The organism is Cloacibacillus porcorum, assembly GCF_001701045.1.
Classification (GTDB): Bacteria; Synergistota; Synergistia; order Synergistales; family Synergistaceae; genus Cloacibacillus; species Cloacibacillus porcorum.
This window is the reverse complement of record NZ_CP016757.1, coordinates 1,888,711-1,901,561: the sequence shown is the minus strand read 5'-3', so window position 1 is coordinate 1,901,561 and position 12,851 is coordinate 1,888,711. Positions and strand designations below refer to the sequence as shown.

Sequence of the window (12,851 nt, the reverse complement as noted above, 5' to 3'; positions counted from 1 at the left end):
TTTGTGGTAGCATTATGCGAGTTGAGGAACGTTTAATCATAACTCAGGGAGGAACTTTGAATGTCATTAAGAAAGAAACTAGTCATGGGGGCGGCTGTCGTCCTCTCCGTCTCCGCGGTAGCCGTATCGGCCTTTGCCGCCACGGAAGAGACTGCGGTGGTCGTCGGCAACGAATCGCTGAAGCCGGGAGAAGTCATAGAGGTGCTTCAGAGCAGCGCGGGCGGCAACCCGATGATGGTGGGCCTCATGCTCACCCAGGCGACCCTTGCCGACCGCGTTGAGATGGTGAAACAGATGGCCGACGCGATGCTCTTCGCCGAGGGCGCGCGCATCAGCGGACTCGCCGATCGTGAGGATGTGGCGCTCAAACTTAAATGGCAGCGTATGCAGCTCCTCCTAGAGGCTTATCTCCAGGAAATCAGCAAAAAATGGGACATGAGCGACAAAGCCGTAAAGAAATACTACGCGGAGCACAAAGAGGAATTCATCCAGGCGCCCGCCACACACCTCCGCCATATCCTGACCTCGTCGGAGAAGGACGCCAACAACGCGATCCTCGATATCTTCAAAGATAAAGACTTCGCCAAGACCGCCGAGAAATTCAGCCGCGACACCAATACGGCCCAGCGCGGAGGCGACCTCGGCTGGATGGAGAAGGGCGTGATGCCGGAATCAATCGACAAGGCGATAGAGACCGCACGCCCGAATTCGCTCGTCGGCCCCATAAAGACCGACCTCGGCTGGCATGTGCTCGAAGTGCTTGAGCGCCGTCCCTCAAAACAGCTCACCTTCGATGAAGCAAAAGATGAAATCGTGCAGCGCCTGCAGATGAGCTATATCGCGAAAGAACTTGAAGACCTCAGAAAAAAGGTGAAAGTTGAAATCAACGAAAAGGCCCTAGAGAACCTTGGCGGCATCCCCGCAGCTCCAGCGGCCAAAACGCCGGAGGCTCCCGCGGAAGAGAAGCCCGCGGATAACGCGTCCAAATAACGTCAGCACGGTAAAAACTGACAAAAGGCCGGCGATCTTAACGGTTGCCGGCCTCTTTTTACCAATATATTACCGATTTACCCTCTCCATTATCAGTTACAATATACAGGACGCAAATAAAATTACAGAGGAAGATCTCTTATGGATACAATTACCGGTTATCACAAACAATTTCTTGAATACAGGGGCGAAATGTTCCTCGAACTTCTTCTGAAAAACATGGCGACGATACTTTTTATCCTCTTTATCCTTCTCATATGGTATCTTATCGATAAAGCCATACCATACCTTATGATGCACATCTTCCAGGCGGCGGGAGAGCGCGCGCGGAACACCGTCTACAAAGACGACGAGATACGCCGCGCCTGGCTGATGTACCGCATGTCCACCCTGCGGCAGCTCACGACCCAGATGCTGCGCGTGCTGCTTGCCACGGTGATGTGCTTCGTCATCCTTAACGCCATCGGCATAAACATAAAACCCATCCTCGCCGGTATCGGTATCGCCGGATTGGGCATATCTCTCGCCGCGCAGAACCTCATCCGCGACTTCATCAACGGCGTGCTGATAATTGTGGAAGACCAGTACAATGTAAACGACTGGATACAAATAGGGAACTACCAGGGAACCGTCGAGCACTTCACACTGCGCCTTACGCGCCTGCGCAGCCTTGAGGGGAACCTCATCATAATTCCCAACAGCACCATCCAGGACGTCATAAATTACACGAAAGACTGGTCCTACACCGCCATTTACGTGACGATCCCCTACGAGGGCGATTACGCCGCGGCGAAAAAAATACTGATGGAGCTTGCCGATGAGACCGTCAAACAGGGAGATCCGAAAATATTCCCCAATCCGGTATTCAACGGTATCACCGAATACGCGCAGAACGGGATCAAATTCCGCTGCTTCATAAAGACGGCTCCCGGCTACCAGTGGCGGGTGGGGTACAAGTTCCGCGAAGAGCTGCACAAGCGCTACACGGAGGCGGGAATCAAATTCGCCTATCCGGCGGTCAGCAACTACCTTGAATCTTCCGATCCCGCCGTTCTCGCGGAAATCGCCAAATCGCGGGAGCTGCGCTCCGCGCAGAAACCTCCTGAAACGGGTAATCAGCGGCAGGGAAATTGAAAATATCCCGGCTGACGAACGTTCTGGCCGGGTCCACCGCGCTGTATTCCGTCTCCCCGGGCTTGACCCGGGGTCCAGCGGCTTTTGGGTTTTTGCGCGGCGGTCTGTACGTATGAAAGGGCGCGGCTCTTTCGCCCCGCGCCCTTTCATTGGCTTTTATCTGTCCTTTTTTCTTACTTTATCCTGTCTTTTAATCCTATCTTACCTTTTCTTTCTTCTCATACAGAGCGGCAGCAGCGTGAAGAGCGCCAGCGCCCCCACGCCCGCGGCACAGCCGCTGCCGCTGCTGTAGACCTTGTTGACGGAGACGGTGGCCTGGGCCGCCTTCAGACCGTCGACGGTCGTGACGGTGATGGCGGTGGCGCCGGCTGCGACGGCCGTCACTTTACCGTTGGCGTCCACTGTGGCGATCTTCTTGTCGCCGCTCTTCCAGGTGACGCCCTTATTGTCGGCGTTCTCCAGCAGTATTTTTGCGGTGAACCGGAAGCTCTCGCCGACCTTTATCGCCGCGCCCTCGGGGGATATCTCCACCGACTCCACCGGCACCGGGGGAGCGGTGACGGTGAGGGAGCAGGATGCTCTTACATTAGCGTCATCCTTTGCGCCGCTCGCGGTGGCGGTGATGAGGACGGGGCCGCCGGGGTTATGGGCGAATACTTCGCCATTTTCGCTGACGGTGGCGATATTTTTATCGCCGCTCTTCCAGCTTACGCTCTTGTCGGTGGCCTTCTCCGGGCCGACCAGAGCGGATAGTTTCGCGCTTTTGCCCGCTTCGAGCGTGAGGATGTCCGGTGATACCGTTACGCTCTCGGCCCAGACGGGGATGACGGTGACGAAGCAGGGAACGCTCGTCAGATCGCCGACGCTTGCCGTGATATACGTCTCGCCTTTGCTGATGGGCGTGACGTATGCCGTGAGTGCCTTCGCGTCGCTCTTGTCAGGCGATACGACGGCCACCTTCTCATTTGAACTCGTCCAGCGGACCTGGTCGTATTCGGCGTTGTCGGGGAGGACGGTGGCCGTGAGTTTGTATGTACGTCCCTCGTCGTTCATGTCGATGGATAAACTCTTTTGCGAGATATCGACGGAGGTGACGTTTACAGGGATGACCGTTACTGTGCAGGTATCCGTGCACTGTTGCCCGTCATCATCGGTATCCTCGGTGGTCACGGTTATATCGGCGCTGCCCACGGCGATTGCCGTTACAAGGCCATTTTCGTTGACTATTGCGACGTCGTCGCGGCTGCTTTTCCAGGAGACATTTTTATTGCCCGCGTCGTTCGGTTTCACTATGGCATCGAGCTTCCGCGTGCCGCCCTTATAAATGGGATTGGCGATGTCACCGTAGATAGTGACGCCTGAGACCCTTGGCGACACCGTGACGCCGAAGGTGAATTTCAGCGGCGGATCGGAGGAATTGCTTGAAGGGTTCATGGTTTCGAAGTCCGTCGGATGAAGGTCGGGCGAGAGGGTTACTGTGACGGTGGTGTGCCTCATGCCGACCTTGCTCTTAGCGGTGAGGATGACGATGTCGCCGCTTACGTCGGCGGAGAGTATATCGGGGCTGGATACCGCCGCGTTGATGCTGGTCACATACGTACCGAAGTCCTTTTTGTCTCCATAGATGGTGGAGAGGCTGATCGTCGCCGTATCGCCGTTATTGAGGGCCTGTTTTGTGATATCCGCGCTGAGGGCGACGACGCTCTTATTTACGTTATCTGGAGATAGTGATTTGACGTTGGTGACGATGCCCATGCCACTTCCCACGCCGTTGTCTGCCGACGAACCCAGCCAGCCGCAGTTTAATACCGTGCCTTTGTTTTCGTTGACTCCCACGACGCCGCCGGTAACGTTGGAGTTGCCGCCTGTGATCCTGCCGCCGCTGCTGAGGCAGTTTGATATCTTGCTGCCGTCGCCGTAGTTATGTCCCACGATGCCGCCGGTGTGTCCCCTGAGGTTGTTTGAGACATTGCCGCTGTTGATGCAGTTTGATATCGTGCCCTTTCTTTCGTTTTTTCCCGCGATGCCGCCGGTACCCATATTGTCGCTGGTGTTGGCGATATCGCCGCTGTTTACGCAGTTTGATATCGTGCCCCCTATGCAGTCTCCCACGATGCCGCCTATTCTGACGTCTTCTGCGGAGACGGTCAGGGAGGCGGTGTTTACGCAGCCCTCTATCGTGCCGAAGCAGTTTCCAGCGACGCCGCCCGCGTAGGTGGGGTTGCCCTTATCTGTGATATTAATATCGCCGCTGACGGTGAGCCTACGCACCGTGCCGCCGCCGACTGTGCCGAAGAACCCCATCTCGTCGGCTTTATTTATCCGATAGCCCTTGACTGTATGGCCCGTGCCGTCGAAGGTGCCTGTGTATCGCTCGTTTTCGCTATAGTTGCCGATAGGTTCCCACACTGTAGTGGTCCCGTCCGCCTGAGTGAGGTCGATGTCGGCGGTGAGGCGCGCGTCGGCGGAGAGCGGTATTTTGTAGGTGCCTGAGGTATGGATTCTTCTGTTAAATTCACGAAGGTCTTCCGAGGTGGCGATGATGTAACAGCCGTTGTCGTCCCGCTTCAAATCGGCGCGTGCCGTTCCGGGTGCGGCGAGGATGAAGAGGGTCAAAACAAAGAGCAGCAGCAGCGCTCTGTGGCTTAAATGAACCCAAGTAAATTTATGTGGGGGGGTGAGTCAAAGTTAAATAAATTCAACGGCTGACGGCCTTCACACGGCGACATAACATATCGCCCTCCTTCTCTAATGTATTAAAATAGGTAAATCATACAAAGATAAATAAGTAAAATTACTGTTTATGTAATATATAGCTCGGCCTTGCTGCTTGTCAAGCTGTTATCCCGTTTTTTCCTGCCTTTGCCGGCGAATCCGCGGTTTACGTTCGTCATTCCGGCCCTGACCCGGAATTCAGCGGACGTAAAGACTCTGGATACTGTCTCGGGACCTGGTGTGACAAGGCAGGGGCAAACGGCATAAACATAAGGTCAACTCTCCTTCCGTCAGCCACCCAAAACAGGCGGTTATCACTTCGCTTAGAGAGGGAGGCTTTAAGAACGCAAACCGGCGTTTATCGCTTTCTCTGCCAAATTTTCTGATTTTTTGACATGTCGTGATATCGCCGTTGTTTTTCTTTGCTAAAATTTAAAAAAGAGATAAAATCTAGCTTATGCGAATTCAAATTGGGAAGTGATGATGTTGGAAATAAAGTTTAACAAGAGGTTTGATTGGAAGGAGCTTCCGCCGATCTCAGAGATAGAGGCCGGCGCCTCCAGGCTCGCGAAGGGGATAACCGTGGGGGAGACGCTGTTTTTCCGTGAGCATGGCGTTAAAAGCGAGGCGGAGTATAAGCGCCGCGCGATCGCCGAGGGGCTCATCTCCAAGCATTCGCATGTCGGATGGAATTCCTGGGAGGAGACGGCGAAGAATATTGAGTTTATCTACAGTGAGCTGAAACGGCGCGGCAGTTATATCACGCGCTTTGGTTTCATTCTCGACTGGGTGATGGGCGTTCCCGCTGCGTACAGGGATAAGCTGCCGAAGGGCACGGGGCTTATTCTTAACACGCCGGAGGAGTGGGCGGCGCTGGGGCAGATAGTCCCCGTGCAGCCGCATATGTCGGATCATATGATCGGCTCGCCGAACGCGCTGGAGAATACCGTATTCGCGCTCAACGCGGGGGTCACCTCCATTGGCAATGTCTCGCATTATTTTACTTACGAGTATCCGGGCGTCGAGCTTGAGTATGAGCGCACGGTGAACTCTCTGACAGCCTTCATGCTGATGGGCAAGGTGGAGGGGACGATTGTCCATTCCAATATGGACGACGGCTTCGGCAACCAGTTCCGCGACCTTGCGAGCATCACGGGCTGGGCGATGATGGAACGGTATCTCGTCGAGGATATGCTCGGCGCGCGGATGGCCTTCGCCTACGGCAATCTTTTCAGCGACCCGATGGGACGGATTATAATTCATTCCGTAATGGAGAAGCTCAATAAGCACCACACGCCGGGGACGATGATCTTCGGCAACACGGTGGATTACGGCCTTGACTATCAGCGGAATTATGGCGCGCTGGCCTCTTTCTCGCTCGCGGACGCGATATTCCAGCGCCACACGCCGACGGGACACGCCGTCGCCTCGGTGCCGGTGACGGAGGCGGTGCGCATCCCGACGGCGCAGGAGATCGTCGACGGGCATCTGACGGTCGATATGATGATCGAAAAGTCAAAGTTTATGGCCCCCTTCATCAACTGGGAGCGGGTCAACGCCGAACGCGACCTCTATATCTTCTGCGGCAAGATTTTCTTTGAGCGGATGATGAACGCCCTTGACGACCTCGGCGTGGATATCAATCATCCGGGAGAGATTTTCGCAGCGTTGAAGGCGATCGGTCCGCGCCAGCTGGAGGATAATTTCGGCGCGGGTGAAAAGACCACATCAGGGGAACGGCTGCCGGTGCGTCCGACGGATATGATAAAGAACCTCAATTCCAAGAAGGACCAGGCGCTTGCCCGCTTCGGCGAGATCGAGGCGGAGCTATCCGGCGAGAAGGTGCTCGTCGGCTCGACGGACATCCACGACTATGGTAAGGAGATCGTCAAGGCGATTCTCACTAAAGCGGGAGCGACCGTTTTTGACCTCGGGAATTATGTGACGCCGGAGGAGGTCGTGGATACGCTGATCGAGACCGAGGCGAAGGCCGTGGCGCTGAGTACCTATAACGGGATCGCGCTCAGTTACGCTAAGGAACTCACGGAGAAGATGCGGGAGTCGGGGACGGAGGCGACGCTTATCCTCGGCGGACAGCTCAACGAGAATATGGAGGGCGGCTCGCTCGCCGTCGACGTCACGGAGGAGCTGCGGGCGCTCGGCGTCAACTGCGATAATGATATGGATAAGATAATATCTGTGGTGAAGAGTATTTATGCCGCGTGACAGAAAGGCCGTGCTGCTGGATTTTGGCAGCACGCACACAAAGGTGGCGGTGGTGTCGCCGCGCGAGGAGAGGATTCTTTTCAGCGGATGCACCGCCTCCACGGTGAAGAGCGACGCGCGGCTCGGCCTGCGGCGCTGTCTGGAGATGGCGAGGGATGTCCTCTCCGCCGCGGAGTTTGACGGAGCGCTGAAGCTGGCCTCTTCGAGCGCCGCAGGCGGCCTTCGCATGGCCGTTATCGGGCTCAGCCGCAGCCTCAGCGTCACGGCAGGCCGCAGCGCCGCCTTCGGCGCGGGAGGAAAGATTCTCGCCACGCTCGCCGGCAGGATAAAGGAGCCGGAGCTGGCGGGGCTCGCCGCGGAGAAGGTCGAGATAATCCTCTTCTGCGGCGGCTACGAGCGGGGCAGCGAGGCCGCCCTGCTGCATAACGCCGCCCTCCTCGCGGCCAGCTCCCTGCAGGCGCCGGTGATATACGCAGGCAATAGTTTTGCCGCCGCCAAGGTGCGCTCTCTGCTCGCCTCCGGCGGTAAGGAGTGCTTCATTGCCGATAATATCATCCCCTCGGTGGGGGTGCTGAACACCGCGATGGCGGAGAGTATCGTCAGGGAGATTTTCCTGAAGCGCATCATTAATATGAAGGGGCTGGATGGGGTGCGGGGGATGCTTGACGGCATCCTGATGCCGACTCCGTCTGCGGTGCTGGCGGCGGGGGAGCTTCTCGCCCGTGGCTGCGACGGGGAAAAGGGTTTAGGAGAGCTGATTATCTTTGACGTTGGCGGCGCGACGACCGACGTGCATTCGTTCGCGGAACAGCGCCCATACGACGGGGCGCGTTTCATCGGAGCCGCCGAGGGGTTTGCCAAGCGCACCGTGGAGGGCGACCTTGGCCTTCGCGAATCATCGGTGCTGGTGGCCGAGGGAGCGGGGACGGCGAAGCTCGCGGCTGACGCGGCGGTCTCCGATGCCTTTATGGCGGAGGCGGTGGCGCGCCGTGTGGCTGACAACTCTTTTCTGCCCGCCACGCGCGAAGAACGCCGCGTGGATTCCGCGCTGGCCTCCTATTGTGTACGCGCGGCCGCTAGACGTCACGCGGGATGTATAGAACATACGGCCTCAGTCGGCTGCAAGCTGCTCCAGCGAGGCAAGAACCTCGGCGGCGTAAAAAACATCATCGGCACCGGCGGCCCGCTGATAAACAACGAAGATCCGGCGGCGCTGCTGAAGGAGGCGCTGAGGAAGGGCGGCGAGCGGGACGTCCTGCTGCCGGAGACGGCGGCGCTCTATGCCGACGGCAGCTATATGCTCTATGCGATGGGGCTTCTGGTCTGCCATGAACCGAAGGCGGCGCTGGGGATAATGAAAAAGAGCCTTGAGGCTCTCTCATGATTTTTTATTTTAAAGGGTGAGCGCATGAAGATAGAGCTTATAAAGGAAGAAGACAAGAGGAACTATCTCGAACTGCTGCTGCTTGCCGACGAGCAGGAGGATATGATCGATAAATATCTGTGGCGGGGAGAGCTGTTCGCGCTGTACGACGGCGGGCTGCGCGCCGTCTGCGTTGTAACGGACGAGGGAGGCGGGGTCTTTGAGATAAAGAATCTCGCCGTGGAGCCGCGTTTCCAGCGCAGGGGCTATGGACGTCAGATGATGGAGTTTGTCTGCGGGAGGTACGGTGGCCGTTGCCGCAAGATACTCGTCGGCACCGGCGAGAGCCCGCTTACCATTCCGTTTTACAGGAGCTGCGGCTTTCAGGAGAGCCACCGCGTAAAGGATTTTTTCATCGACAATTATGACCACCCGATGTTTGAAAATGGGGTGCGGCTGAAGGATATGATCTACCTGGAGCGGAACTTCCTGACGGCGGAGGATTAATTGCCCCGCACTGCGGGTTGTCTTAATCCTCTGTAAAAATACGTGCCCAAAAAGCGCAATAATATTGCAAAATAACCATAAGATGTTAGAATGCTCTCGCTGTGGATATGATATCTCCAACAGGCAATTATCTTCACGGGAGAGACGTTAAATGTTTTTATTCAGAGGCAGGACCATCAATCAGAACAGAGGCGGCAGAAACAAGTACGCGATAAATATGTGCAGCGGGCGTATTTTGCCTAAGATGCTGCTCTTTGCGATACCGCTCATGTTTTCCAGCATCCTTCAGCTGCTTTTCAACGCGGCGGATATCATCGTGGTAGGGCGCTATGCGGGGGACAACTCTCTCGCGGCAGTCGGCTCCAATTCCTCTCTCATAAGCCTGATGACCAACCTCTTTGTCGGCATCTCAATCGGTACGAACGTCCTCGTCGCGCGCTACTACGGCTCCAAGGACGAGGAGGGTATCTCCAAGACCGTCGCCACCTCGATCATCGTCGCTGTGGTGAGCGGCGTTTTTCTGACGGTCCTCGGCATAGTGTTCGCGCGCAAGATACTGATAATGATGCAGACGCCGCCGGAGGTCCTCGGCCTGGCGACGCTCTATCTCGTCATATATTTCTTCGGCATGACGCCGATGATGCTCTATAACTTCGGAGGCGCGATCCTGCGCGCCGTCGGCGATACCAGAAGGCCGCTGATTTACCTCTCGTTTGCCGGTGTGGTAAATGTTCTCCTGAACCTATTTTTCGTGATCTATCTTCATCTGGATGTGGCCGGAGTGGCGATCGCCACGGTCATCGCGCAGTGTATTTCCGCGGCCCTCGTGCTACGCTGTCTGCTCCGCGAGAGCGGGGCGCTGCGTTTCACACCGGCCAAGGCGCGCATCGATGTAAAAAATCTTATGAAGATGCTGAGGATCGGTATTCCCGCGGGACTGCAGGGGGTGCTTTTTTCGATCTCCAACGTCGTTATCCAGGCCTTCATAAACTCGTTCGGCGCGGTAGTCATGGCGGGCAGCTGCGCCTCCGACAGCATTGAGATGTTCGTTTATTTCTCAATGGAGGCCTTTTATCAGGCGATAATATCCTTCACGAGTCAAAATATGGGGGCGGGGAGGTTCGACCGCGTCAATAAGGTGCTGAAGGTTGGTCTTGTCTGCAGCGCACTTGTCGGCGGTCTGCTGGGGCTCACCGCCACCATATTCGGCCATACGCTGCTGGGTATCTATTCCTCGAGCGAGGCGGTCATCGCAGCCGGTATGGAGCGCATGAAGCTGATCGCCTCCGCCTACGCCATCTGCGGCCTGATGGAGGGGATGGGCGGCGTGATGCGCGGAATGGGATATTCCGTGCTGCCGACGATCGTCACGCTGCTCGGCGTCTGCGGTCTGCGCCTCGTATGGATATCGACGCTGCTCCATATACCGGCCCTGCACAGCGTGGCGACTGTCTACATCTCCTATCCCGTCTCCTGGGCGGTGACCTTCGCGGCCCATTTCGCCTGCTTCCTCTGGGTCAGGAAGAGGGCCTTCGGAGATTTTAAATACGGCAAGGCAGGCGGCGATTAGAAGCCGGCTTTTAAAAAGCCCCTTGAATAAATGATTGCCTCTAGGTGCCGTTTGTATAAATGGCGTAGAGCCAGTATGTTGCTGTTGAGACCGTCTTTTGATTTGAATGTTCCCAAGTACAGCGGCTGCTCTTTCAAGCTGCATTACGCAGTATATTTAAATAGGCTTCATAGGCGGATATTTGGTTCTTCATGGCATTGGTGTTATTGTGGGCGAGGATACCGGCTTCGGCCAGGCTTTTAGGGGTATCCTCTAATGCTGTCTGCGTGTCCCCATGGCTGTGGTGAGATGACGCGTTCGTAGAACCTGTAAATAACAGTGATATAATATTTCGATTATTTGAAAAATAATTCAGCATGAAATAAAACATGAACTGGCATTCGAAATTACAGGATATTTGGTTCATTCCGAAAAAATGGACTTGGCTCACGTAAAAAGGCAATTTAGGGGAAATAATTTAACGGACCGGCAGGATTACCGCCTGTGCCGGATGATCAGCGTTTATGCGGTGCAGCGATGCAGTTCGCAAAAAGAGTGCCTCGGTTCCGAAGCTGAAACCTAGGCACTCTTCTTGTTGATTTTTAGCGGTTGGCAAAGAAATTGATGAACCATACTATATTGGGAATACCGACAAGATCAATAAGGACCGCGCCGCAGAGCGGAACTATCAGAAAAGCCTTGTATGACATTACGCCGTATCTCTCACACACCGATCCCATATTAGCTACGGCGTTTGGAGTGGCTCCCAGGCCATGTCCGATGAAACCCGAACACATGACGACCGCGTCATAATCCCTCCCCAGCAGGCGGAACAGGACAAACATCGCCAGTAGCACGATTAGCGTCGTCTGCAGCATGAGGATCACGATGAGCGGCAATGCGAGGTCGTAAAGATCCCAGATGCGCAGACTCATCATCGCCATGGTAAGAAATATGCCGATCGATATATCGGAAATGATGTCTATACAGCTGCTGTTGATTTTAACAAAATGGAGGTGGTCGTTTAGATTTCTGAATACGACCGCCGCGAACATCGCAGTCACATAACCGGGAAGGCTGAAATTAGTTCCGGCCGTCAGCCTGGCGATATATTGTGAAAGATATGAACCGATGACCATAAGAATGAGTACGAGCGCAAGGGTGCTGAGCAGAGCGGCGCTGGTTACTTTTCTCTCGGACTGCTCATTCAGGATATCGTCGGCGCTTTTCTGAAACATCGTATCCGCATTCGCCTCTATCTTTAGGTGATGGCGCTCGATAAGAGTCTTGGCTACCGGCCCTCCAAGAAGTCCGCCCGCGATAAGCCCAAAGGTGGCCGAGGCTATGGCTACCGCGGCCGCGCCTTTTACTCCTAACCCTTCCACCATTGGACCAAAGGCGGCGGCCGCGCCATGTCCGCCCTCAAGAGATACGGCCCCGGCCATGATGCCCAGAAGCGGATTCAACCCCAGCGCCGAGGCGAGTCCGGCGCCGAAGGCATTCTGTATCGCCGCCAGAACCCAGCAGAATACCAGATAGATTATCAGCGCGCGTCCTCCCTTTTTAAGCAGTCCAAAGCTTACGCCGACTCCGACCGTAGTAAAAAAGGCCAGCATCATCGGCGACTGCATAGAGGTTGTGAACTGAACGGTGAAATTTCCCGTATGGTGAAGTATAAGCGTGGTGATGGACATCAAAAGGCCGCCGATAACCGGCGCCGGGATACAAAACCTGCCAATGATGCCGACCTTGTTCCTGATCGCGAAACCGATTAAGAGCAAAATAATTGCCAGCGTCGTAGTCCATAGGGCGTCGAACTTTAAAACAGCTATACCGTTGAGGAGCTCAAATAACATATTATTTTCTCCTTATATAATAGATTTTTGTATCTTGCCGCATTCTATATAAATAACTATACGCCAGTGGTCTCTGGCTTTAGTAACTTATCATAAGAAGCATTGCATTATTTATTTTTAAAGATAATTTATTATAACACGAATATTTTATGAGCGCCAAAGTTAATATCACATTTTAATTATGAAGCCGACATCCCATACTCTTTAACAAAAGCCATGTAGGCCGGTTTTGTAGTATTAATTGGGTATGCGAACAGCGCCGTCATTGTATGGGGAGCGCTACGAACAGCAGCCTGCGGCCGTCGGAATGGGCTAAAATTCTCCCTGTGCAGCTACCTTCCCCTGGAGCTGTGGCAGCGGAAAAGCTTTTTGAGCCAAATCTTAAACGGAATACAATACGCTTCCTTGACACGGAAGAGGTCAGAAGTTCAATTCTTCTACCGTCCACCATTGATAATTCAGGGCTTTCGGCTTTTGCTGGAAGCCCTTTTTGGTATTCAAAGGTAAACAG

At 55.0% G+C, this 12,851-nt stretch carries 8 protein-coding genes and 1 tRNA gene; 7 read left to right on the top strand and 2 right to left on the bottom strand.

Translation table 11 applies throughout. From position 1 onward, the window contains the following. Nucleotides 1-60: 60 nt before the first annotated feature. Nucleotides 61-990 carry a peptidylprolyl isomerase gene (locus BED41_RS08510; protein WP_084002357.1) on the top strand — a complete coding sequence of 310 codons (930 nt, stop codon included), beginning with the start codon at nucleotides 61-63 and terminating at the stop codon, nucleotides 988-990. A 141-nt stretch (nucleotides 991-1,131) separates the two neighbouring features. Then, a complete protein-coding gene (locus BED41_RS08505) occupies nucleotides 1,132-2,124 on the top strand; it encodes a mechanosensitive ion channel family protein (RefSeq protein ID WP_066744843.1) in 993 nt (330 codons plus the stop codon). A 201-nt stretch (nucleotides 2,125-2,325) separates the two neighbouring features. On the opposite strand, the gene BED41_RS08500 is transcribed toward BED41_RS08505, so the two are convergent. Continuing rightward, nucleotides 2,326-4,740, bottom strand: coding sequence for an Ig-like domain-containing protein (locus tag BED41_RS08500; RefSeq protein WP_066744841.1), 2,415 nt, complete (start codon nucleotides 4,738-4,740; stop codon nucleotides 2,326-2,328). A 579-nt stretch (nucleotides 4,741-5,319) separates the two neighbouring features. On the opposite strand from BED41_RS08500, the gene BED41_RS08495 reads away from it, so the two are divergent. The 4 genes from BED41_RS08495 to BED41_RS08480 all read left to right on the top strand — a co-directional run bounded on the left by BED41_RS08495 (nucleotide 5,320) and on the right by BED41_RS08480 (nucleotide 10,505). Further along, entirely contained in the window at nucleotides 5,320-7,065 is a 1,746-nt protein-coding gene (locus BED41_RS08495; RefSeq protein ID WP_066749135.1) for a cobalamin-dependent protein, read from the top strand. Continuing rightward, nucleotides 7,055-8,449, top strand: a complete 1,395-nt coding sequence (locus BED41_RS08490) for a glutamate mutase L (protein ID WP_066744839.1) — start codon at nucleotides 7,055-7,057, stop codon at nucleotides 8,447-8,449. The genes BED41_RS08495 and BED41_RS08490 overlap by 11 nt, the downstream gene beginning before the upstream one ends. 24 nt (nucleotides 8,450-8,473) lie before the next feature. Continuing rightward, nucleotides 8,474-8,935: a GNAT family N-acetyltransferase gene (locus tag BED41_RS08485; RefSeq protein WP_066744837.1), complete on the top strand. Its 462-nt coding sequence runs from the start codon at nucleotides 8,474-8,476 to the stop codon at nucleotides 8,933-8,935. 151 nt (nucleotides 8,936-9,086) lie between these two features. Next, nucleotides 9,087-10,505 (top strand): MATE family efflux transporter, encoded by a 1,419-nt coding sequence (locus tag BED41_RS08480; RefSeq protein ID WP_066744835.1) that lies wholly within the window; start codon nucleotides 9,087-9,089, stop codon nucleotides 10,503-10,505. A gap of 581 nt (nucleotides 10,506-11,086) precedes the next feature. Here BED41_RS08480 and gltS read toward each other — a convergent pair. Next, nucleotides 11,087-12,340, bottom strand: a complete 1,254-nt coding sequence (gene gltS, locus BED41_RS08475; RefSeq protein WP_066744833.1) for a sodium/glutamate symporter — start codon at nucleotides 12,338-12,340, stop codon at nucleotides 11,087-11,089. 344 nt (nucleotides 12,341-12,684) lie between these two features. Here gltS and BED41_RS16455 point away from each other — a divergent pair. After that, nucleotides 12,685-12,790: transfer RNA gene (locus tag BED41_RS16455), tRNA-Val, on the top strand. Nucleotides 12,791-12,851 lie beyond the last annotated feature (61 nt).

Coding starts and splice junctions, on each gene's coding strand:
- BED41_RS08510 (WP_084002357.1), top strand. CDS start 61: ATGTCATTAAGAAAGAAACTAGTCATGGGGGCGGCTGTCGTCCTCTCC.
- BED41_RS08505 (WP_066744843.1), top strand. CDS start 1,132: ATGGATACAATTACCGGTTATCACAAACAATTTCTTGAATACAGGGGC.
- BED41_RS08495 (WP_066749135.1), top strand. CDS start 5,320: ATGATGTTGGAAATAAAGTTTAACAAGAGGTTTGATTGGAAGGAGCTT.
- BED41_RS08490 (WP_066744839.1), top strand. CDS start 7,055: ATGCCGCGTGACAGAAAGGCCGTGCTGCTGGATTTTGGCAGCACGCAC.
- BED41_RS08485 (WP_066744837.1), top strand. CDS start 8,474: ATGAAGATAGAGCTTATAAAGGAAGAAGACAAGAGGAACTATCTCGAA.
- BED41_RS08480 (WP_066744835.1), top strand. CDS start 9,087: ATGTTTTTATTCAGAGGCAGGACCATCAATCAGAACAGAGGCGGCAGA.
- gltS (WP_066744833.1), bottom strand. CDS start 12,340: ATGTTATTTGAGCTCCTCAACGGTATAGCTGTTTTAAAGTTCGACGCC.